Raw genomic sequence first — 21,538 nt, 5'->3', positions numbered from 1 at the left:
TCAGCAGACAACCCCTTCGGGGTTCATGAATACAGGAACGTTATAAGAAATAGCCGCAAAGCATATAAGCATAGTTAAACTTTAAGCTAACTGGCAAAATAGTTTGAATTTTTCCACAAAGAACCTTATCATAAATTACACAATTAAATGAACGGACAATGGATTAGATTGAGAATGGGGGAAATAACGTGGAATTTCATTTAAAAGAAAATGGAATAGATTCATTGAGTATGGGGCTATCTTTTTATAATAAGTATTTAAACTATGTGATGATTGAAGACCTCCATACCGAAATACATACTGACGAATTTAGCAAGGACAGCTATTTAAAATTATCTGTCATTTGTATTCATAATGCGATAGAAATATTGACTAAAGACGCCTTATCTCAATTGAACGAATTACTGATCTATAGGGATTTGCCCTCAGATTTATTAGATACATTACTTAAAAGTAAAAAAGAAGGAGTTCAACTGCACAACTTATTGATTTCTAATAATATTGAAGTTAAGACAATTGAGTACGTAGAGTGTATTAACAGAATAGACAAATTATATTCTATTAAGGACTCCTTTTATGTTGATTTAATTGAACTGGGTTACATTAGGAATAAGATAACCCATTTTGGTATTTCAAAAAAGAGTGATTATCATAAGGTGATAAATGTATTAAATAATGCTCTTACATTTATAGTACAAAATTATTTAGAGGTGAAGCAGGATTTTTTAGGTTCTGAAGAAGATACGGTGGAGAATAATCTGGCTAACACTTTATTTACTGCAAGAGTAACTGAAAAACAATTGTGGAAGCATTTTTCCAGAGAGAAGTTAGAAGATACTCTTGAACATCTTCAGGTAGCTGCCCAAATATATAACAATAAAGTTGATAAAGAAGTTGTAAAACCTTATGTAGATATCGATATGATTTGTATTGATATTGATAATTCGGATGAAATAACCATTTACACCCAATCGATCCCATGGTTGGATTCGACTATATTTTATATCGGTTTCAATGATGAAATGAATCTACTTTTATTTGTAATTGATCATACAGAAAACGAAGTAGTATATATTTCGGATGGCGTGACTCTTTATAATGGCAACCCTTTTTATAAAAAAACTTGGATCAAGAATAAGAAATTTAAAAAAAGCAACTATGAGGGGCTTGCCCGGTTGTTTTCTAAATTGCATAATCAAGAATCTTTGATATACACGAAATAACAATTTATTCTGTAAACCCATTATGATTCCGCTAACGGAAACGATAGCGGGAATGCTGCAAAGAACAAACTTGCAATAATTCAAAGAAGGCGGCTACATCTTATAACAAAACATTCATGCGGCGGCGTTCGCCTTGGTCTGCAGAAGAATTTTCAGGGAAGTAAATTCAGGCAGACTCATTGATTTCCCTTAGACATAGCTATCTTAGGGAAATCAACGTCATGAATGCGGAACGTTATAAGAAATCGGGTAATTGCTTAAATTCAGGTGCTATAATAAAACAAAAAAATAGATATGAGATAGGTGAAGAAGCATTAAATTACTATTTATTTGTAGTCGAAACAAATGGCGCAGCTTAACAGCAGAGAAGATTTTTGATGGATACAATGGATATCAAGTGCGATCTGCTGGAACAGAAGAGGGAACTAGAATTAGAGTCACTGAAGGACACATTGGATGGGCAGAAATAATTTTTGTAATGGAGAAAAAGCATGTAAGAAGGCTTAAAGATAAATTCTCAAATACACTAATAAACAAACGCTTGATATGCTTAAATATACCTGATGATTATGAATATATGGATGAAGAATTAATAGAGATATTGAAATCGAAAGTATCGGAATACGTTGAAGTACCAGAATAATAGTTAAGAACAGAAGCAACGGAGTATGAAAAAAAGAGCATTTTGTAAGTAGCCCAAGGGTGACACCGACATCTTATAACATAATATTCAGGCAGCAGCTCCGATGGAGCCTTGGTCTGCAGAAGGGATTCGGAGAAGCATTTCAGCAGACAACCCCTGTGGGGTTCATGAATACAGGAACGTTAGGTGAAATAGACTGTGAAAGGATATATATATGATAACAATCTCATGTACTAAGAAGCTATTTGATTCTAGCTCTTTTATCGAAGAACAGAACAATGAATTAGAGGATGAACTCTACAAATGGCATGCCAATGTATTTCGAATGGCTAAAAAGAATAACTTAATTATTATGAATAATAAGACAAGGTATTGTTTTATTTTGTTTGGAATAAGGAAGGAGCACTATAGGAATTTTAAAGAGATATTCCTCAATGCACTTATAGAAAACTTAAAGGCGGACGGAATCTCTGAACCCTTAATTAATAATTATATTAGTAATGCGAACAGTATTAAGTTCATCAAAACGTATGATAGAAGTGTCCTTGGATCAATGACAGATATGGTTAAAATGACTGAATTCATGATTGAAGATTATTTACCAATACAAGAAATGAATATCATCGAATTAAATAAAATAAACAACAACACTCCATTAGTAAAGCTAAAAAAATTTTCAAATCAATATATGAGGGAGGCTCTTAGTACCTGAGCCTACAGTCTACTCTGTCTAACATAATATTCACGCTGTGGACATACGTCCTTGGTCCGGCATAAGCTGGACACTCGACATGCGTCGAGTCGAGAATACAGGAACGTTAGACGAAATCATTGCAGAACGAAAAGTATTAGTAACATCTATTGAATACATAAAGCAGAAAGTAGGGATTTAATTTTGTATGGAGTAGTCCTTCATTTTGATTTAGAAACAGAACGAAACATAAAAACGCTTTGGAAGGAATTAAGGGATATTGGTATATCTAACTACGCATATGAGATTGAGAATAGAAAACCACATATAACACTAGCGGATTATTCAGAGCTAAAGGAATCGGAGTATAGCGAATTGTTTGATGGTTACTATAAATCGGCTTCCAAAATGCGCCTTAGCTACAACACATTAGGAACCTTTATGAACAGCGGAGCCTTATTCTTATCCCCAAATCCGACCGAGGAACTTATAAACTTTCACTCTAATTATCATAACCACTTCAAAAAATACGATGCGTTTTCCAATCAAATGTATCATCCTGAAAGCTGGATTCCTCATTGTACGATTGCTAACCACTTAGATGATCAAAAACTTTTAGAAGCATTACATTTCACTACAAAAAGATTAGAGAGTATGCAAACTGAAGTACAAGAAATATCATTGATCAAAATTATATACCAGAATAATAAAAGAGTGATTGAAACTGTAATTAGTAAGGCACTTATATAAGATCTTTGTAAGTTAATCGGTGAAGACAATGACATCATCTAACATATTATTCACGCTGCGGGTATACGCCCTTGGTCCGGCATAAGCCGGATACCCGACATGCGTCGGGTCGTGAATACAGGAATGTTATACGAAAATTCAGAAAAGAAAAAAGCAGTTAGGGTTTCCTAACTACCATATCTTTAAAATCGATATTCAATTGCAATGTCGATAAAAAATCCGCACCTAAGATTCCATCAAAACCATAAGGTTCTTTTGTTTGTCCAAGCTGAATGACGAAATCATTTAATGTATGGTGGTTTAAGTTCAACGAGTGAACGGGCTGTTGAAATGAAAGTTCACTTTGACCTCCAATTCCATACATTCGAACGGCACGACCTTGTATAGGATCAATGGTTAGGCCAGTAGGCTCGATTAAATCAATATCAAAGATGGTAGTTGCACAATACATTGGGAAGCAAGACAGATTGATTTTGATAAGTGAATAAAACTTCAATAATAGGAAGGCCATTAACTAATCTTATTCTCATCGAAGACCTCTAATTCCAATGAATTCTTGTTCTTGAACTTCGATGTTCACATTGGCAGTATGAAAGATATAGTACTCACGTGAAGGTTCAGAAGAATGATGTTTTTTGTAAGCATCCCAAGCAAGCTTAGTATCTTCATAATCATTAATGACAGAGAATTCTTCAATATTACGCATGTTATTAGCTGAGTAGGCTGAAATTAACAAGAACCCAACGATTAGGAAACTGAACTCTAGTCTCAGACCATTTCATATCCTTTCCTCCTTTAATTCTTTGTTTTTAATTGTACGTAGAATAGAGGATAAGGGCAATAAAGAAGTTAAAGTATAGTCAAAGGCGTCTGAATCTTTGTATAACATAATATTCACGCTGCGGGCATACGCCCTGGATTCGGCATCCGCCGAACACTCGACGTGCGTCGGGTCGTGAATACAGGAACGTTATCGGAAATACTCAGAACTACAAGCATAATAAAAGGAGAAATGAGAGATGGAAATATATATATCCAATAATGATGATGCTCTGAACAAGTATTCTCAATTAACGGAACTATTCAAAACGCCTGTACAACGTGATTCAAATGCCTATTCGTATGGCTCTATCGATGGAGATTGCCTTTGGTGTGGCCGCTGCTCAGTATCTTGCTGTAGCTTTTCAAACTGCTACAACAGACCGTGACAAGGAATTTGCCTGCTACGCGAACTTGGATGAAATGCACGACGTACAGATTATTTTGCCGACCCTTACTCTTCCTGGCAACGAGGTTCAAATTAGGATGCAAACGGTTTACTTTGTGAGTTTTTTCCCAAGGGCACAGACTTTACTCAAATATTAGATGCAGCATTGGATCGTTCACTTCATTTAATCAACCATCGCCCTCGGAAATGTCTGGGCTGGAAAACCGCCCACGAATCTTTCACAAAGGAACAACTGTTGGCGTATGCAGGATCTGTAAGTATCAAAAACCCACATAAATTGCGGGTTTTTGATACTTTATTGTTGGGAGATGAAAGGCGCTATCCAGTAAATTCCTGAACCCATGTGTTGTTATAATAAGCAATACCGATATGAGTATAACTATTATTCAGTATATTTGCTTTGTGGCCAGGGCTATTCATCCACTCCTTCATAACCTGAGTAGGGGTGGTTTGCCCTTTTGCGATGTTTTCTCCAGCGGTATTATATGTGATCCCGAATTCCTTCATCATATCGAAGGGGGATCCATGTGTTGGCGAATTATGATCAAAGTAACTGTTGTTGTACATATCCTGTGCCTTGACCATAGCCACATTTGACAATTCTTCATTCCTACTCAAGGAACTTAATCCTGTTTTGGCCCTTTCTTGATTGACTAGATCCAGAACCTGCTGCTCAAAATCGGTTTTATCCGTATTATTTTTTTTACCTTCCTGTACTTGTCCTGTTGGCTCCTTATTTTCAGGATTTCCTGCAGGTGCCTGGTTTACTGGATTTCCATCCGGTGTTCGAACCAGATCCAACAAATCCAATGGAATTCCATTTTGGGCTTCTTTTGTTGTAATAGATCTCTCTTGCCAAGATGTAGCTGTTGATGATGCCTGTGTGAGGACAGAGTTTGGTGCAGCAGCATGATCATGAATTGAAATTTGTTTTTGCTCAGGAGTCACTTGTTTTTGCATCATATTGTTATGGGACGAACAGCCTGCCACCAATAATAATATTATTAAAACGAAAAACTTTGCCATTTGACGACCTCCTAGATCCGTTAGTTAATGAAGTTCCCGGATTTATGTTTTCCTGTATGCCATTTACTTATTCCTAATATGATTCTCTCCTTATCCAGTACTTTTTTATGATCGATACCATTTAGATAGCCTTGTCTTTTTTTGTGTCTCGAGGAAAGCGTGTTGCGAATGGTTATGGATAAAGAAGGCCATATCGAGTCATGAATGCATCACGGGATGAATGTTATCTATTTCAATGGGATTCCTGATAATTGGAGTATTTCGATGGATAATTGGGAGAATCTATTCAAACTAATAGACAATTTTATAGAATATAAACCATATGCTGCATCATATAAAACAAACTGAAAGCAAATATTTGATAATTCGATGAAGTCAGAAACTGCGTTTAACACACTATTCAAGCTGTAGGGCTATCGCCCCTTGGTCGAAATGTGTATAATTATGGAAGAAATATCAGTCACGAAACGCCCCAGCCTAAGATAAGAGCTATCTAAGGCCAGGGCGTTTCGTGAATACAAGAAAGTTATGAGAAATCACTGTAAATAAATTACAAGATAGGAACTGTATAATGCTACTCACTATATACAGTTATGGCTAAGTGCTTGAAATATTCGTTTTAACTAATCTTATGAGGTGGTTATTATGCAAATAAGAAAAGCAACGATTAATGATGCAGAAGGCATTGCAAAAGTTCATGTGGATAGTTGGAGAACAACTTACAAAGGTATTATTCCAGATGAATTCTTATATAATCTATCATATAAAAAAAGAACTGAATTATGGATCGAAAATATTGAAAGAGAAGATAATTTTGTAGTTATAGCAGAAAACCCAGAAGGAGAAATTATTGGATTTGCAGATTCTTGGAAGAGAGAAACAAATATAGTAGCCAATTCTAGTGATTTAACATCTATATACATACTTAAGGGATATCACGGAAGAGGTTTAGGGAAAGAATTACTTAAACAACTGTTTCTACAATTTAAATTTTTAGGCTATCAAAAGATATTTGTTGAAGTTCTAGAAGATAATAAGACACGATATTTCTATGAACATTATGGAGCTAAATTATGTAAATCAATTCAAATAATAATCGGAGGAAAAGTTCTAAATGAATTAATTTATGAATGGGATAACATTGATGAGGTTTTAGCGAAATTCAGTAGAACGGAAGCGGACTCAGGCGACAACCACTGAGAGGCCAGGTCCTGACGGACCCAGTCGCTACGTTCCTTTGCGCCCTCTCGGATTCGTAAATACGAGAACGATATCTAAAATCAGGACAAATATGTAATATCAAAATCTAGGAGTGTGATTCGACTTGGAGAACTCAAATTTAAAAGATCTTATTGAAAAATACCTGAGCGCATATAACACGTTTAACATTGATGGAATGATAGGAGTTTTGAATGAAAATATTCATTTTCGTAACATTTCTAAAGGTGAAGTGAATTCGGAAACAAAGGGGATTCAGGAATTTCGCACATTAGCAGAGCAGTCAATTAAGGTATTTTCTCAAAGGCGTCAAGTAATAAAGAACATTATTTTCGCAGGAGATAAAGCAGAGGTTGACATTGATTATGAGGGAATATTGTCCCGTGATCTCCCTAATGGAATGAAGGCAGGAGAAACATTAAAACTTCAAGGGAAATCAATATTTCAAATGAAAGATAAGAAGATAATACTGATTGAAGATCATAGTTGAAACATTATTGAAAGTTATTCATAGATTACCCTGAAATCAGATAACAATATATTCACGGATCGAGCATACGCCATCGGTCCTGCAGAAGTATTTCAGGGAAGCAGAGGCTGCCGGACACACTTGGCATTCGCCAAGCGTCATGAATACACAACGTTAGTCGAAAGAAGTTTTTAGTATAGGAGGAGTCTCTATGATATTAGAAAAAGTTATAAATAGAATTGTAATACAAAGTGAATATAAGGATTTTGTTGATAAGTATATAGATAATATACTTAACGAATTTAAAGGTAAGATTCATAGCATTTATATGTGTGGCTCGATTCCCAAAGGAACGGCTACACCTTTTAAGTCAGATGCAGACTTTACTATTGTATGTGCAAATCCCAAAGATATTGATTACGAAAGATTGTCAAATATTAAAGACAGGCTTTTGGAAGAATATCCAGTGTTAACTAAGATTGATACGACCATTTGTTCGATTGACGATGTATTAAGTAAACCAAATGAGTGGGGTTTTTGGGTTAAGATCATTTGTGTTTGTATATATGGTGATGACGTTGGTGAAAAAGTACCCCCGATAGTTATTTCTCCTGAGTTCATATTAGACTTAAATACAGAGACCAAGGAGGAAGTAGATCGTATACATCGTTTACTTTCTAGTGCTAGTGATAACACAATGAAAACTAGATATATTAAAGGTTACTCTAAGAGATTAATTCGTGCATTATACTCTTTGGTTTTAGTAGATACAGGTGTATGGCAAGATGACATGATTGAGATGAAGAATGCCATATTAAACTATTGCGAGATTGACTCCGCTTTAGTTGAGTATCTGTATGCTTGTTACTTGGATAGTAATGTACTTGTTGAAGAGTTTCTGGGAATTGCAGATGAAGTATATAGCTATTTTGAGAACGCCTTAAATGCAATGGCTGCATCCAGAACTTCCTTCGACTAACAAAATATTGACGCTCCGGGCCACTTTGAGAAGCGAGTGACCACATTCAGCCCCCTAAGCCCGTCGGGACGTGACTGCATTAGGAGTTCGGCAAGCCTCACAACTATAAGCAGCGAGGCCAGGACGTTGTCAACACAAAACGGTTATCTGACATAAACCTATTACATTTTAGGAGCAAATAATGAATATCACTTTCTCGAAATGGGTGCAATATTATCGAAGAAATAATCAAAACCTCAAATATATTCATTGGGATGACAACTATAAATTAACAACTAATGAAAGAAAAATGATCATTAAGTCAATTCAACAGTTTCAATTAGGAGAAAACTCTGAAGGTAAATATCTAATTAAACGTGCGCAAGAATATGTACATCAGACACAAGATCAGGATTACTATGAAGCACTTATAGAATTCATTAAAGAAGAACAGCGGCACGCTAGAGATCTGGGCAGATTTATGAAGGTACAGGGAATCCCACTCCTTCGTAGACATTGGGTGGACAATGTATTTAGAAGATTACGTCGATATGCGAGTCTAGAACAATCAGTCATTGTTCTATTAACTGCTGAGATCATTGCTAAGTTGTACTATAAAGCCTTGCAAAAATCTACAAAGTCAAAAGTATTAATCGATTTATGTAATCAGATTTTAAGTGATGAGGAGAAACATGTTCAGTTTCAATCCGAAACACTTCATAAACTTGCTCAAAATAGAAACGTTCTCTTTAACAGAATAGTTTATATCCTTCGTAGAATCCTTTTTGAAGGAACGCTAATTATAGTATGGCATCAACATAAGCCTGTATTTAAAGCTGGGGGATATAAACTCAAAAGTTATTACTATGAATGCCGTCATGAGTTTAACTTAACAAAGAAGATTATAGCTAATTCACAGTAGAGATTTACGACAGATAACATTATATCCAAGATTTCAAAAAGAGAGGTAAATGTAAAAATAAAAAGAGAACTTTTGGATAAAGCCATACAACTTCGCGAAGAAGGACGAGCTAAGCAGGATCAAGCGATACTTGCTGAAGCGCGTACAATGCTTTTAGATTTGCTTTTCACTTACCCGGACGATGCTGAGATCAATTTTCAGACGGCTGTTGCTCATGACAATTCAGGACTAGGAAAAGAAGCCATTCCATTTTATGTTCGAGCTATTGAACAAGGACTATCCGGGCCAGATCTTGAAAGAGCATTGCTTGGTCTGGGAAGCACATATCGATATTTAGGATTTTATCAGGAAGCAGAGGAAACATTGCGTCGAGGTGTAAAAGAGTTCCCTGATCATAGAGGTCTTCAAGTGTTTCTGGCGATATCTCTTTATAATACGGGAAAATACAAAGAATCAACTGAACTTCTTTTAGCTAATTTGCTAGAAACAACTTCAGATGAAAAACTTCAGTATTTTAGCAGACCGATTCAATACTATGCACTACATCTTGATGAAACCTGGGAATGAGTTAAGAAGGGAGATATTCATATTAGTAATATAGACAAGCGAAATAGACTGAGTGAGGAAGTTTTCTCTTATAAATTAACGTAGGACAATAAAGTCTTTATATACTGGAATGGAAAGCAAGTTTCAATATTATCCGGCAAGGCAAGTAATAAATTTTTAAATTCAATTGAAGGTAAAGATCATAAGGAAATACAGTTAGTCATGGCAAAGATTACTGGGAATTTTAAACGCGGCAATGAGAAAGATAACAAATCTGAGCAGTAAAATGCAGCTGATGCATGAAGGTCTGACATCTCATAATGCCATAGCACGTTGAGGGCATCCTGTTAGGTGATTAAGGTTGTTGGATTCGGGATATATCTAATCTAATGGATATTTATATGATAGACAGGAGCTGGAAACGATGATAAAAGGATTCGGAGGAATTTTCTGGAGAACCAAGAATCTTGAAGTGGTAAAAAAATGGTACAGTGATGTGCTGAAGATTGAAATAGAAGATTGGAATGGGACTGTGATCAAACCCGAAGCAGGTAATGAGACCATCTTTTCTTTCTTTCCGGAGAATGACAGTTATTTTCCGACAGAACAACAAGTGATGTTAAATTTCCAAGTGCATGATATAAACGAGACTATTCAACATCTTGAACATATTGGGGTACCTCTTGTTAAGAAAAAAGAGATTAGTGAATATGGAAAATTTGTCTGGATTGAAGATCCTGAAGGTCGACTGATTGAGCTTTGGGAAAAATAACGTGAATTCAGTTTGCTATCGACTCAATGTTCGAGAAAATGAGTGAGAAGCTTGCACAGATCACATTAGTGATCGTGCAGGCTTTTTTTATTAAAACGAAGGTCATTTACAAAAAAAAGTTGAAAGCGTTTTATAGGTGTGATACTATTTTATCAAGATAATAATTTATTATTTGCACAATAAAAATACATTGTTGAATGAAGAGAAGGGAGTTCAAATTAATGGGGAGTGAGAATCGGCAGTATCTGGAGAGATTTTTTCCGATCGCTTCATTTATTGCGGCAATTATAGGACCTAAATGTGAAGTCGTCGTACATGATATCAGTGATCCGGAGCACTCTATTGTTTTTATTGAGAACGGTTATATTAGCGGACGTGAAGTAGGCGATGCATCCACTGACCTTGTTTTGAAAATTCTCAAATCGGAAGCTTATCATGAGGAACAGTATATAGCCAACTACAAAGCGTCAGGCAAATTCGGTCAGAGTTTCCGATCGTCTACCTACTATATAAAGAATGATGAGAATAAGCTGGTTGGACTGCTCTGCCTGAATATAGACGTTACTCATATGGAAGTAGCGGCTGAATGGGTTCAACATATTTTACAAGGAGGACCTAACCCGTATGTAATGCCTGCTGCTGCTGAAAAGTCGAAGGAAGAAAAGCAAACAACGGAGTACCTGCAGGGAAATGCAGATGATCTGCTGCAGCATATGATAACTTCGGTTATTGGCAAATTAAAAATTCCGCCGGAACGTTTGTCATCGCAGGAGAAGATTGAAGTTGTCCGCGAATTAAACGAGCTTGGAGTTTTCTTACTGAAAGGTGGCGTTTCACAGGTAGCAACTTCTTTATCAATATCTGAACCTACGGTATATCGCTATTTACAAAAGCTGAAATAAACAGAAATCCAGATGGAAAACAAGAAGGTGAGATACATGAGCTATAACTTTGATCAAATGATTAGCAGAGTAGGTACCAATAGCGCGAAGTGGGACGGGGTTGTGAACAGTTTGGGGGAGGATATGATCGTTCTCTCTGTTGCGGATATGGATATCCAAGCGCCTCCTCAAGTCGTGAATAAGGTGAGCGAGATGGCGCGGCACGGAATCTACGGATATACCGATGCGTTCCCTCCGTATTATGAGGTCGTACAACAATGGCTTGATAAAGCTTACAGATGGGATGTACCGAAAGAATGGATTGTGTTCTGCCCGCGAATTGTACAGGCTGTATCGACTATAATCGAAAGATTCACAGAACCTGGTGACCGAATTTTGATGCATACTCCGGCATATCAACCTATCGCTAATGCTGTTGAAATTAATCATAGAAAACTAGTGGAAAGCCGGCTGCTGCTTAGAGATGGACGATATGAGATCGACTTTGATGATATGGAGCGCCAAATGAGTGCAGGGGTCAAGATTGTTCTGTTAATCTCTCCACATAATCCGACCGGGCGTGTATGGACAAAGGCGGAATTGGAACGAATAGCCGAGCTCTGCATTCGTTATGATGCACTGCTCGTATCGGATGACATCCATGCCGATTTTATTCACGAAGGACACGAGCATACGATTATCGCGAAGTTATCAGAGCAGATTGCGGAGCGTTCCATTGTCTGCACTTCGCCAGGTAAAACCTTTAACTTAGCAAGTCTTGAAATCGCTAATATTGTGATCCCGAATATGCAGTTAAGAGAGCGATTCCAACTTGGGTTACGACAGGCCGGCATTCATAATCCTACTTTTTTTGCCATCCCTGCTTTGGAAGTGGCTTATACGGAGTGTGATGATTGGCTTAACGAGCTTCGATCTTATATTACGGACAATATTTCATTTACGGAAGATTTTTTTGCTGAGCATATGCCTGAACTAAAAATCGTGAGAGCAGAAGGAACCTACCTTCTGTGGGTAGATTGTACGGCCCTTAGCAGAAATGAAAGCGATTTAATGGAATGGATTCAACAAAAGAGCCGGGTTAGCGTCAGTTTTGGTTCGTCCTTTGGCGTGGATGGCGAAGGATTTATTCGCCTGAATCTCGGTGCTCCCAGGGCACTATTGCAAGAGGCTTTTGAGCGAATGGTCAGCAATTACCCTTTAAAGTAACAGATAACTTCTTACATCATCGATAGGGGGAACCTTACAATGGCTATGCCAAATAAGGAAAAGACGGTTAAGCAACCTACTCTGTTTTTAGCTTTATTACCGATTGTTACTATGGTTTTACTGTTATGTATAGGATATGTTCTATTCGAATTGCCACCTGAGCCGCTAATCATTATATCCACAGTGGTTGCCGGAATCATCGCCATTAAGCTGGGTCACAACTATGACGACATTATGAATTCCATCGCGCAAAAGATCGCAAAGACCATGCCGGCTATCTTGATCCTGATTACTGTCGGATTTATGATTGGCGCCTGGATGATCGGTGGTACGATACCCATGATGATCTATTATGGACTTAATATTATTAATCCGCAATTTTTGCTGATTACGGCATTCATTGTCACTTCCATTGTCTCCTTATGTACAGGAACCTCTTGGGGATCAGCAGGTACGATCGGCGTAGCATTTATGGGGGTAGGAGCTGGCCTCGATGCGAATCTGGCTGCTGTTGCAGGTGCAGTTGTAGCAGGGGCATATTTTGGAGACAAACTATCTCCTTTATCAGATACAACAAACTTGGCAGCGTTGTCAACAGGAGTTAACTTGTATGAACATATAGGTCATTTGCTGTATACCACGGTCCCATCATTTATCGTAGCTGGAGCGGTCTTCTTGATCACTGGTTTTAATAGTGGTGGCTCGGATATGGCTATTCCTGAGAAGGTTGTTACGATTATGGATACTTTAAGTACAGTGTTCAACTGGAATTTATTATTACTGCTTCCGGTATTGATCGTATTGTACGGTTCAATTCGCAAAAAACCTACCATACCGGTGATGCTGATTTCCTCTTTTGTAGCAATGGCATGTGGCATGATCTTTCAAGGGTTTACACTGCATGATGTAATTACTTCCGTCATTAACGGCTTCGATGTAGCTATGGTACACATTCAAGGCTTCGATGCAGCTGCTGTGATTCCGGATATTCCTCGCCTTCTGAACCGTGGTGGGATGAACTCCATGATGGGTACATTGTTGATTTGCTTCTGTGCTATTACGTTCGCCGGTACCATTTCGTTGACCAAATCTTTGGAATTGATTGTAGGTAAAATCCTTAAATTTGTACATTCGACAGGATCGCTAATTTTGGCAACAATTGCTACCGGTCTGACGATGATCGGGGTAACGAGTAATGGGCAGGTATCAATCCTGATGCCTGGTGAAATGCTGCGAGAGGCTTACATTCGCCGCGGACTGCATCCGAAGAACCTGGGTCGAACCATTGAGGATTCCGCTACCATTATTGAACCGATCTTGCCGTGGACAGCAGCAGGGGCTTATATGGCTGGTACGCTTGGCGTCGCAACTCTGTCATATTTGCCTTGGGCAGTCCTCTGCTGGACAGGTATTATCTTTGCGATCATCTGGGGTTTTACAGGCTTTGGAATCACCAAGCTGACTCCAGAGCAGCAGCAGGAAATGCTCAAGGAATATGATGATGCAAAAGCAGCTAAATCATTATAAGAGAGGGGATCACACCCCTCGCTTGTGTAACAGAAAAAACAAAGCGTATTAATGCGTGGATAAAGGGAGAGAATTTCTATGACAAAACAAGAGAGAAAAACAATCGCAACTTCAAACGCTCCAGGTGCTATTGGTCCTTACTCACAGGCTGTACAATTTGGGAATATGATGATTACTTCCGGGCAGCTTGGAATGAATGCTGCAGGAGAGTTTCCGGATTCTGTATCGGAGCAGGCGAAGCAATCGCTAACTAATGTGAAGGCAATTTTGGAAGCTGCAGATTATGCCATGGAGCATGTAGTGAAAACGACGGTATTTCTAAAAGACATGAACGATTTCCAAACTGTTAATGAAGTATATGCGACTTTCTTTGCGGAGCCTTATCCGGCACGCAGCGCCGTTGAGGTTGCAAAGCTGCCGAAGGACGGACTTGTGGAGATTGAAGTAATCGCGGTAAAATAACTAGTATTCGATGAGCCTCCGGGAAACCGGGGGCTTTTTTATCGTACAGATTGTCAAACAATTTAAAAGCTTATGAAAAGTGGCAAAAATCGCGTGTTGACAGTATAACGGTACTTGCATGGCGGCTTGTTTAATTGACGCCAAAATATTACAATATTATGATATGATCATTGCTAAACATAAATTTTGGCTCCAAATGAAGAGAGCAAGGGGAGGTGCTGTAATGCCAAAATTAAAAGATATCGCAGAACGTGTAGGCGTATCCATATCAACGGTTTCGCGTGCGATCAGCAATGATACCAATCGACCGGTCAATGAAGGGACAAAGCGAAAAATTAGGGAAGCTGCTCTTGAGTTGGGATACATTTTGGATGAATCCTCCAAATCCATTGGCAAAGAGATTACCTCAGCCAAACGGATAGCTTGTATCGTGCCACAGATTTTGATGGATGATCATCCGTACTTTTCACAGGTACTGACAGGTTTTCACGTTAAAATGACGGAACTGGGGCTGCCTCCAGCAATTGTCCGCACTTGCGAAGAACTTAGTGACACTGAACGGATAAAGATGATGCTTCAGGAAACGGGTACTCAAGGTATAGTCGCAATCAGCTGGTACGATGAAAAATTGTTTGAGCTGCTTGAGCAAGAGAATATTACTGTATTGGGTGTAAGTCTCAATGACGAAAGGCTTACTGTACCGGTCGTTGACTGTGACCGAATATTTTCTGCCCGCACAGCAGTCCGTCATTTGATCGAGCAAGGCCATACCCGGATTGGGTTTATCGGTGGCCCCGCATATTCGGAACAAATAGAGAGCGAAGAAAGGTACGTCGGTTATAAATTTGCCATGCTGGAAGCAAACCTGAATCTGAATGAACATTGGATTATCAACACCAACTGGAATGTGAATCTCAGCTACAGCAGATTGACGGATCTCCTGACCGAGACGCCCAAGTCTGATTGGCCGACGGCAATTTTTTGTGCAAGTGATATGCTCGCTATTCCTGCGATGCGGGCAGTGGTTGAACAAAATGGCCGTATTCCTCAAGATATCGCATTCGTGGGCATGGATAATATTTCTATGGCGCAGTATACAACCCCACCTCTGACGTCCGTGCAAGTTCCAAAATATGAAATCGGCAAAGTAGCAGCACAATTAATTAACGATTATCTGGAAGGACGTTATTCATCTCTCCATAAAGTGTTGTTGCCCAGCACCCTTATTGTGAGGGAATCATCTGTTTATGATCGTACAAATCGTATGGATGACTAGATAGTTGTGTGATATTTTGTTACATATGAATCCAGATAACTTTAATATAAAACCTACGAGGAATGCATCCGCGTGGGTTTTTCTTGTTTTATTTAGCCAAATTTAATCCAAATTAAGCCAAAAAAATGTTTGACAACTGTCTGTGGGCTATATTATGATGTATGAAATTAAGCGTTTGGATTTGTTTTCTATGTTTTTGGATTTAGCCAGCAGCTAAGATTTTATCTTAAACCAAATTATTGATTGCGCTTCCATACCCCTTTAAATCAATGTTTATATAAAATAAACAAGAACCCTCTAAAACTCTTACAACCTATTATCCAAACTGATTCCTTTCAATTTACATAAAATAGACTCCAAACTAGAACCGAATATATCCAAATATATATCCAAAAAAAACAAATCCTTTTGCGTTAGATGATGAAGTCATCTATTAACGCTATTCACTCACTTTGTGTAACAACTTCTAACATATAAGTACTTTAAATCAAAACTTAGAAATCAAAAAAGAAAGGTGGGAACTGCTTCGAGCGGCGTAAGCGCTGGTGGTAACACAAAGACATTTTGCCAGGCAGAATTGTAGTGACAATTCCAGGGGGGATGTTCATGGCCAATACAACTGTAAAACCTGCAATGAATGCAGTACATGAAAAGAAGAGAAGAAGACGTCAAAAGTGGAACCCCGTTTTACGAAATTGGCAGCTTTATTTGTTAATCTCGCCAGTTGTTGCGTATTACATTGTCTTTCAGTACTTGCCGATGTATGGCATTCAAATCGCATTTAAGGATTTCATTGCAACGAAGGGAATCTGGGGAAGCCCCTGGATCGGAGTTGAACATTTTGAACGTTTTTTTCACAGTTATTTCTTCTGGAGATTAATTAAAAATACGCTTGGACTTGGGTTGTACAGCTTGGCGGTAGGTTTTCCAGTCCCTATCATTTTGGCGCTTCTGATGAATGAGGTAAGGGCGGAAAAGTTTAAAAAATTTGTTCAGACCATAACCTATGCGCCGCACTTCCTATCAACCGTTGTGGTCGTAGGCATGATGATGATGTTTTTATCGCCGCGATACGGAATCATTAATCACTTCATTGGTATGTTTGGTGGTAATCCCATTAATTTCTTGTCTGAGACATCCTGGTTCAAGACCTTATTTGTGATGTCGGATGTGTGGCAGACCATGGGCTGGAGCTCGATTATTTATTTGGCGGCATTAGCCGGCGTGGACTCTCAGCTTCATGAAGCAGCGCGTGTGGATGGGGCAACCCGGTTGCAGCGGATATGGCATATTAATATACCAAGTATTATGCCGACAATTATCATTTTGTTCATTTTAAATATCGGAAGCATCATGGGTATTGGTTTCGAGAAAGTCCTGCTGATGCAGAACACACTGAATTTAGAAACCTCGGACATTATCTCTACCTACGTTTACCGGAGCGGGATACAAGATGCTGAATACAGCTTCTCGGCGGCGATTGGTCTGTTTAACTCCATAATCAATTTCATCTTACTAGTCACGGTTAACCAGATCTCAAAACGTATGAGTGAAACGAGCCTATGGTAAGGGAGTTGCTGATGCATGCTTGTTGAATCTAGAGGAGATCGTATTTTTAATATAGTTAACCATTTTTTGTTAATTATAATTACGCTTATCGTAATCTACCCGCTTGTTTTTGTGTTAAGTGCTTCGTTCAGTGATCCGCAGGCTGTCCTGCGTGGTGAAATGTTCCTATGGCCCAAGGGCATCAATCTCCATTCTTACGAGAAGATTTTTCAGAACAAAGATATCCTCAGAGGTTATACCAATACACTGATTTATACGTCAGTGGGAACGCTGATTAATCTTGTCATGACGATTCTGGCGGCATATCCGCTATCCCGAAAGGATTTTATAGGCCGCAATGCCATCATGGCCCTGTTTGTTTTCACGATGTTCTTCAGTGGCGGACTAATTCCAACCTATATGCTAATCAAAAACCTTGGCATGTTAAACACATTTTGGGTCATGATCATTCCAAATGCCGTTTCGATCTGGAACATCATCATTATGCGGACATTCTTCCAGCAATCGATTCCAAATGAGTTGCATGAGGCGGCGACGATTGATGGTTGCTCCAATATTCAAACGTTAACCCGGATTATCCTGCCATTATCCATGCCCATTATAGCGGTGACGATTCTGTTCTATGCTGTTGGGCACTGGAACGCCTTCTTTAACGCAATGTTGTATCTGTCAGACAAGGACAAGTTTCCACTTCAACTCATTTTGCGGGAAATTCTGATTCAAGGCCAGACGAACGATATGGTCAAAATGTCAACCGAGTCTGCGATTAAGCAGCAAAGGGAAGTGGAAGGCATCAAATATGCTGTACTCGTCGTTGCCAATATACCGGTGCTCCTGCTTTATCCTTTCCTGCAAAGATATTTTGTGAAAGGCGTAATGATTGGTGCCATTAAGGGATGATTCCTTGTATGGATAACGATGGGACAAAGGGAGGAATTTGAATGACGCTCAAAAAGTGGGGGAGTATCGCTCTGGTTTGTATGATGTCCGTTTCGATGCTGGCCGGGTGCAGTACTAAGGATGCAGATTCGGGAAGTAGCAAGGATAAAGGAGCTGCCAATGGCAAAGTCAATGCGAGCGGATTTCCGATCGTAAATGACACCATTACAGTGAGCGGATTTGCCGGAAAGTTTTTTGCCAATGCAGACTGGAACGATCTCAGACTCTGGAAAGAGTATGAGAAGATGTCCAATGTTCATATCCAGTGGGATACGGTGCAGAAGGATAATTTGAAGGAAAAACGCAATCTCCTGCTGGCAGGCGGCGCTTACCCGGAGCTGTTCTATGCCTCGGCGTTTTCCAGATCGGATCTGCTGAAATACGGCAAGCAGGGCGCATTTATTCCTCTGAATGATCTGATCGACCAATACGCGCCTAACTTTAAGGCTCTAATGAAGAAGTATCCGGTTATTGGCAAAGGGATTACGATGCCGGATGGTAACATATATGGGCTGCCAACCTTGTATGATCCGGAATTCAAGTCGGTTCTGTACGGAACACCTTGGTTGAAGAAAGAGTGGCTTGATAAATTAGGTTTGCAGGAACCGCAGACATTAGATGACTTCTATAATATGTTGAAAGCATTTAAAGAGAAGGACCCGAACGGCAACGGGCAAAAGGACGAGATTGCTTGGGGCGGTGTGGGAACGAATGGTGTGGTGAACTACCTGCGAGGTTCATTTGGGTTGAATAATCATGGCACCTCCAACATTAACATTGATACAGACCCTCAGACGGATAAAGTACGCTTTATTCCAACCGACCCCCAATACAAGGAGCTGCTGCAGTTCGTGAATAAGCTCTACAAGGACGGATTGCTCGAGCAGGACATTGTGTCTGTTAAGAGTACCGAAGTGGATGCTAAAGGTATGGAAGGCCTGATCGGAGTTGTTGATAATGTCGATCCGGTTGCGATATACAATCAGCAAGGTTATATTGGCATGCCAGTACTGAAGGGGCCTCATGGCGATCAGACATACAACGCCTATGGTTCTCCACTCGGTAATATTGGGATGTTCGTACTGACAGATAAAGCCCAAAACCCAGAGGCGATGATCCGCTGGATGGATTATTTCTACAGCGATGAGGGCATCAAGACGTTCTTCATGGGATGGAAAGATGAGACGTATAAAGAAGACGCAGACGGTAACGTAGACTATGTCGACAATATCAAAAACAACCCGGATGGCCTTAATCTGGACCAGGCGGTAGGTCAATACCTGATTTGGCCGGGTGGATACTACCCTGGTTTTGTGAAGCAGAAATACTTCAAGGGTGCTGAAGGTCTGCCAACTTCGGTTGATAATGCGAAAAAAGCAGAGTCTCACATCTTACCACAAGATCAAATTTGGCCTCCATTTAATTTCACGCAGGAAGAACAACGGGATCTGACCACTTTCCAGACGGATATTGAAACGTATGTAGATGAAATGCGTGACAAATTCATTACTGGAAATGAATCCTTTGACAATTGGGATCAGTATGTGGCAGCTCTCCAAAAGATGGGCGTAGAACGATATGTAGCCATCTATCAATCAGCAGCAGACCGTTATACCCAAGCGGATTAGAAGGTTCATCCGTAGATTTCAGATCATAAAGGAGTGAACAAATATGAGTCAACTGAAAGCAGTCCTGATTGGAGCAGGTGCGAGGGGAGCGGGTGGCTATGCACCCTATGCACTTGATTATCCGCATGAGCTTACCTTCATTGCGGTTGCCGAAGCCGATCCAGTGAGAAGAGCAAGATTTGCTGAGAAGCACGGGATTCCGCCGGAACACTGTTATGAGACTTGGGAGCCCCTGTTGGCTGAACCTAAGCTGGCTGATATTGCGGTTATTTGTACACAGGACAGAATGCATTATGGTCCAACGATGCAGGCTTTAGATAAGAAGTATCATGTTATGCTGGAGAAGCCAATGTCACCTGATCCAAAGGAATGTCTTGAGATGGAACAAGCGGCCAGAGATAATGATCGGCTGCTGACGATCTGCCATGTGCTGCGGTACACACCGTTCTGGAATACAATCAAGAAGGTGATACAAGAAGGACGTATCGGAGAAATTGTCTCCATTCAGTTGAATGAGAATGTGGGTTACTGGCATATTGCCCACAGCTTCGTGCGGGGAAATTGGAACAATTCTAACACATCCAGCCCGATGATCCTGTCCAAGTCATGCCATGATATGGACGTATTATCCTGGCTCGTGGATCAGCCTTGCCTTAAGGTCAGTTCGTTCGGATCTCTTAAACATTTTCATGAAGGCAATGCACCGGAAGGTTCCGCTGACCGATGCTTGGATTGTGCTGTAGAACCAACCTGTGCGTATTCTGCACCAAGATTTTATTTGAGTGACCAGTTCAGGGGTTGGGCAGGACATTTTACACAGGAGCTGACGAAAACGAATATCATACAGGGTTTACGTGATACCGATTACGGCCGGTGTGTATACCGTAGTGACAATAATGTGGTAGATCATCAGGTTGTGAATATGGAATTTGACGGTGGAGCTACGGCTATGTTCAGTATGTGCGGCTTTACATTTGAGCAGGAACGTAGAATCCAGATCATGGGGACGAAAGGAGAACTTCGCGGTGAGGAAGATCAAATTACGGTGTACGACTTTTTGACACATCAAAAAACAGAAATCACAATCCCTTCTCAAACCAGTGGCCATGGTGGGGGAGATAGCGGCATTGTGAGGAATTTTCTGAATGAGGTGCGTCACTATAACGGTCAGGAAAGCCTGACATCGGCTGCAGCTTCCGTCCGGAGCCATCTGATTGCATTCGCAGCTGAAAAGTCGCGGCTGAACGGGGGCGAGTCTATCGATCTGAATGAATATGCCCGTCAGCTTATGGTGAAGGAAGAGCTATCTAAATAATCAGCAGTGTATCGATAAGCTGCCCCTCAAGGTATGAATATATTTTGAGGGACGGCTTTTTTTGTTCGTTTGGAATTCGAGAGTTTTCTTCACGGACCTTCAATACCATCACATCCACTAAGATAAACGGGAATCGGCTGTCGACTTAGGGCCAGTTATTCCATGACCCTACCAGGGGGGCTAACTGTAAGGAGAGGTCTGACACAATAGACTTGGAAAACGCCATGCCACAGAAGTTCGCCGGCAATCTGAGTGACTTTGCGAATTA

At 39.8% G+C, this 21,538-nt stretch carries 23 protein-coding genes and 3 pseudogenes; 22 read left to right on the top strand and 4 right to left on the bottom strand.

Annotated elements, in window-relative coordinates:
- Nucleotides 1–188 precede the first annotated feature (188 nt).
- From ACR1R9_RS19665 to ACR1R9_RS19645, 5 genes are all read left to right on the top strand, one after another.
- On the top strand, nucleotides 189–1,223 hold the full coding sequence (locus ACR1R9_RS19665) for a hypothetical protein (RefSeq protein WP_433922923.1): 1,035 nt from the start codon (nucleotides 189–191) through the stop codon (nucleotides 1,221–1,223).
- A gap of 221 nt (nucleotides 1,224–1,444) precedes the next feature.
- Entirely contained in the window at nucleotides 1,445–1,582 is a 138-nt protein-coding gene (locus ACR1R9_RS19660) for a hypothetical protein (RefSeq protein WP_433922924.1), read from the top strand.
- Nucleotides 1,537–1,866, top strand: a complete 330-nt coding sequence (locus ACR1R9_RS19655; RefSeq protein WP_433923684.1) for a low molecular weight protein tyrosine phosphatase family protein — start codon at nucleotides 1,537–1,539, stop codon at nucleotides 1,864–1,866. The genes ACR1R9_RS19660 and ACR1R9_RS19655 overlap by 46 nt, the downstream gene beginning before the upstream one ends.
- A gap of 214 nt (nucleotides 1,867–2,080) precedes the next feature.
- A complete protein-coding gene (locus ACR1R9_RS19650) occupies nucleotides 2,081–2,578 on the top strand; it encodes a DUF6933 domain-containing protein (protein WP_433922925.1) in 498 nt (165 codons plus the stop codon).
- Between the two features lie 183 nt (nucleotides 2,579–2,761).
- Nucleotides 2,762–3,307: a 2'-5' RNA ligase family protein gene (locus tag ACR1R9_RS19645; RefSeq protein ID WP_433922926.1), complete on the top strand. Its 546-nt coding sequence runs from the start codon at nucleotides 2,762–2,764 to the stop codon at nucleotides 3,305–3,307.
- Nucleotides 3,308–3,464: 157 nt separating this feature from the next.
- Here the strand turns inward: ACR1R9_RS19645 and ACR1R9_RS19640 are convergent, their stop codons facing one another.
- Nucleotides 3,465–3,758: a hypothetical protein gene (locus ACR1R9_RS19640; protein WP_433922927.1), complete on the bottom strand. Its 294-nt coding sequence runs from the start codon at nucleotides 3,756–3,758 to the stop codon at nucleotides 3,465–3,467.
- Between the two features lie 75 nt (nucleotides 3,759–3,833).
- Entirely contained in the window at nucleotides 3,834–4,013 is a 180-nt protein-coding gene (locus ACR1R9_RS19635; protein ID WP_433922928.1) for a hypothetical protein, read from the bottom strand.
- Nucleotides 4,014–4,396: 383 nt separating this feature from the next.
- Between ACR1R9_RS19635 and ACR1R9_RS19630 the strand changes: the two are divergent.
- Nucleotides 4,397–4,764 (top strand): annotated as a pseudogene (locus ACR1R9_RS19630) (IS30 family transposase); the annotation flags it as partial.
- A gap of 89 nt (nucleotides 4,765–4,853) precedes the next feature.
- Here ACR1R9_RS19630 and ACR1R9_RS19625 read toward each other — a convergent pair.
- A complete protein-coding gene (locus tag ACR1R9_RS19625) occupies nucleotides 4,854–5,561 on the bottom strand; it encodes a CAP domain-containing protein (RefSeq protein WP_433922929.1) in 708 nt (235 codons plus the stop codon).
- A 645-nt stretch (nucleotides 5,562–6,206) separates the two neighbouring features.
- Between ACR1R9_RS19625 and ACR1R9_RS19620 the strand changes: the two genes are divergently transcribed.
- From ACR1R9_RS19620 to ACR1R9_RS19545, 16 genes and pseudogenes are all read left to right on the top strand, one after another.
- A complete protein-coding gene (locus ACR1R9_RS19620; RefSeq protein ID WP_433922930.1) occupies nucleotides 6,207–6,761 on the top strand; it encodes an N-acetyltransferase family protein in 555 nt (184 codons plus the stop codon).
- 124 nt (nucleotides 6,762–6,885) lie between these two features.
- Nucleotides 6,886–7,269, top strand: coding sequence for a nuclear transport factor 2 family protein (locus ACR1R9_RS19615; RefSeq protein WP_433922931.1), 384 nt, complete (start codon nucleotides 6,886–6,888; stop codon nucleotides 7,267–7,269).
- A 190-nt stretch (nucleotides 7,270–7,459) separates the two neighbouring features.
- Nucleotides 7,460–8,227, top strand: a complete 768-nt coding sequence (locus tag ACR1R9_RS19610; protein ID WP_433922932.1) for a nucleotidyltransferase domain-containing protein — start codon at nucleotides 7,460–7,462, stop codon at nucleotides 8,225–8,227.
- 181 nt (nucleotides 8,228–8,408) lie between these two features.
- Nucleotides 8,409–9,128, top strand: coding sequence for a ferritin-like domain-containing protein (locus ACR1R9_RS19605; protein WP_433922933.1), 720 nt, complete (start codon nucleotides 8,409–8,411; stop codon nucleotides 9,126–9,128).
- A 72-nt stretch (nucleotides 9,129–9,200) separates the two neighbouring features.
- The gene (locus ACR1R9_RS19600; protein ID WP_433922934.1) at nucleotides 9,201–9,695 is read left to right on the top strand and encodes a tetratricopeptide repeat protein; all 495 of its coding nucleotides are present in this window, start codon (nucleotides 9,201–9,203) and stop codon (nucleotides 9,693–9,695) included.
- A 21-nt stretch (nucleotides 9,696–9,716) separates the two neighbouring features.
- Nucleotides 9,717–9,959, top strand: a pseudogene (locus tag ACR1R9_RS19595) (hypothetical protein).
- A gap of 139 nt (nucleotides 9,960–10,098) precedes the next feature.
- A complete protein-coding gene (locus ACR1R9_RS19590) occupies nucleotides 10,099–10,446 on the top strand; it encodes a VOC family protein (RefSeq protein ID WP_175383797.1) in 348 nt (115 codons plus the stop codon).
- A gap of 221 nt (nucleotides 10,447–10,667) precedes the next feature.
- A complete protein-coding gene (locus tag ACR1R9_RS19585; RefSeq protein ID WP_076290118.1) occupies nucleotides 10,668–11,348 on the top strand; it encodes a helix-turn-helix transcriptional regulator in 681 nt (226 codons plus the stop codon).
- 36 nt (nucleotides 11,349–11,384) lie between these two features.
- Complete coding sequence (locus ACR1R9_RS19580) at nucleotides 11,385–12,554, top strand: MalY/PatB family protein (protein ID WP_433922935.1); 1,170 nt, start codon at nucleotides 11,385–11,387, stop codon at nucleotides 12,552–12,554.
- A gap of 39 nt (nucleotides 12,555–12,593) precedes the next feature.
- Entirely contained in the window at nucleotides 12,594–14,081 is a 1,488-nt protein-coding gene (gene nhaC / locus ACR1R9_RS19575) for a Na+/H+ antiporter NhaC (RefSeq protein WP_433922936.1), read from the top strand.
- Nucleotides 14,082–14,159: 78 nt separating this feature from the next.
- Nucleotides 14,160–14,543 (top strand): RidA family protein, encoded by a 384-nt coding sequence (locus tag ACR1R9_RS19570; RefSeq protein ID WP_163756705.1) that lies wholly within the window; start codon nucleotides 14,160–14,162, stop codon nucleotides 14,541–14,543.
- Nucleotides 14,544–14,766: 223 nt separating this feature from the next.
- Nucleotides 14,767–15,819 (top strand): LacI family DNA-binding transcriptional regulator, encoded by a 1,053-nt coding sequence (locus tag ACR1R9_RS19565; protein ID WP_076290114.1) that lies wholly within the window; start codon nucleotides 14,767–14,769, stop codon nucleotides 15,817–15,819.
- A 606-nt stretch (nucleotides 15,820–16,425) separates the two neighbouring features.
- Entirely contained in the window at nucleotides 16,426–17,388 is a 963-nt protein-coding gene (locus ACR1R9_RS19560) for an ABC transporter permease (protein ID WP_433922937.1), read from the top strand.
- Between the two features lie 15 nt (nucleotides 17,389–17,403).
- Nucleotides 17,404–18,288 (top strand): carbohydrate ABC transporter permease, encoded by an 885-nt coding sequence (locus ACR1R9_RS19555; protein ID WP_113051434.1) that lies wholly within the window; start codon nucleotides 17,404–17,406, stop codon nucleotides 18,286–18,288.
- A gap of 41 nt (nucleotides 18,289–18,329) precedes the next feature.
- Entirely contained in the window at nucleotides 18,330–19,955 is a 1,626-nt protein-coding gene (locus tag ACR1R9_RS19550) for an extracellular solute-binding protein (RefSeq protein WP_433922938.1), read from the top strand.
- A 43-nt stretch (nucleotides 19,956–19,998) separates the two neighbouring features.
- Nucleotides 19,999–21,270 carry a Gfo/Idh/MocA family protein gene (locus tag ACR1R9_RS19545; RefSeq protein ID WP_433922939.1) on the top strand — a complete coding sequence of 424 codons (1,272 nt, stop codon included), beginning with the start codon at nucleotides 19,999–20,001 and terminating at the stop codon, nucleotides 21,268–21,270.
- 85 nt (nucleotides 21,271–21,355) lie between these two features.
- On the opposite strand, the pseudogene ACR1R9_RS19540 reads toward ACR1R9_RS19545, so the two are convergent.
- Nucleotides 21,356–21,533, bottom strand: a pseudogene (locus tag ACR1R9_RS19540) (transposase); the annotation flags it as partial.
- Nucleotides 21,534–21,538: the final 5 nt, after the last annotated feature.

Origin of the sequence: Paenibacillus taichungensis, assembly GCF_050994985.1 — a bacterium.
Lineage (GTDB): Bacteria > Bacillota > Bacilli > Paenibacillales > Paenibacillaceae > Paenibacillus > Paenibacillus taichungensis.
The sequence above is the reverse complement of the archived record's forward strand: the minus strand, read 5'-3'. Positions and strand labels throughout refer to the sequence as shown.

Coding starts and splice junctions, on each gene's coding strand:
- ACR1R9_RS19660 (WP_433922924.1), top strand. CDS start 1,445: ATGAATGCGGAACGTTATAAGAAATCGGGTAATTGCTTAAATTCAGGT.
- ACR1R9_RS19650 (WP_433922925.1), top strand. CDS start 2,081: ATGATAACAATCTCATGTACTAAGAAGCTATTTGATTCTAGCTCTTTT.
- ACR1R9_RS19640 (WP_433922927.1), bottom strand. CDS start 3,758: ATGTATTGTGCAACTACCATCTTTGATATTGATTTAATCGAGCCTACT.
- ACR1R9_RS19635 (WP_433922928.1), bottom strand. CDS start 4,013: ATGCGTAATATTGAAGAATTCTCTGTCATTAATGATTATGAAGATACT.
- ACR1R9_RS19625 (WP_433922929.1), bottom strand. CDS start 5,561: ATGGCAAAGTTTTTCGTTTTAATAATATTATTATTGGTGGCAGGCTGT.
- ACR1R9_RS19620 (WP_433922930.1), top strand. CDS start 6,207: ATGCAAATAAGAAAAGCAACGATTAATGATGCAGAAGGCATTGCAAAA.
- ACR1R9_RS19610 (WP_433922932.1), top strand. CDS start 7,460: ATGATATTAGAAAAAGTTATAAATAGAATTGTAATACAAAGTGAATAT.
- ACR1R9_RS19605 (WP_433922933.1), top strand. CDS start 8,409: ATGAATATCACTTTCTCGAAATGGGTGCAATATTATCGAAGAAATAAT.
- ACR1R9_RS19590 (WP_175383797.1), top strand. CDS start 10,099: ATGATAAAAGGATTCGGAGGAATTTTCTGGAGAACCAAGAATCTTGAA.
- ACR1R9_RS19585 (WP_076290118.1), top strand. CDS start 10,668: ATGGGGAGTGAGAATCGGCAGTATCTGGAGAGATTTTTTCCGATCGCT.
- ACR1R9_RS19580 (WP_433922935.1), top strand. CDS start 11,385: ATGAGCTATAACTTTGATCAAATGATTAGCAGAGTAGGTACCAATAGC.
- nhaC (WP_433922936.1), top strand. CDS start 12,594: ATGGCTATGCCAAATAAGGAAAAGACGGTTAAGCAACCTACTCTGTTT.
- ACR1R9_RS19570 (WP_163756705.1), top strand. CDS start 14,160: ATGACAAAACAAGAGAGAAAAACAATCGCAACTTCAAACGCTCCAGGT.
- ACR1R9_RS19565 (WP_076290114.1), top strand. CDS start 14,767: ATGCCAAAATTAAAAGATATCGCAGAACGTGTAGGCGTATCCATATCA.
- ACR1R9_RS19560 (WP_433922937.1), top strand. CDS start 16,426: ATGGCCAATACAACTGTAAAACCTGCAATGAATGCAGTACATGAAAAG.
- ACR1R9_RS19555 (WP_113051434.1), top strand. CDS start 17,404: ATGCTTGTTGAATCTAGAGGAGATCGTATTTTTAATATAGTTAACCAT.
- ACR1R9_RS19550 (WP_433922938.1), top strand. CDS start 18,330: ATGACGCTCAAAAAGTGGGGGAGTATCGCTCTGGTTTGTATGATGTCC.
- ACR1R9_RS19545 (WP_433922939.1), top strand. CDS start 19,999: ATGAGTCAACTGAAAGCAGTCCTGATTGGAGCAGGTGCGAGGGGAGCG.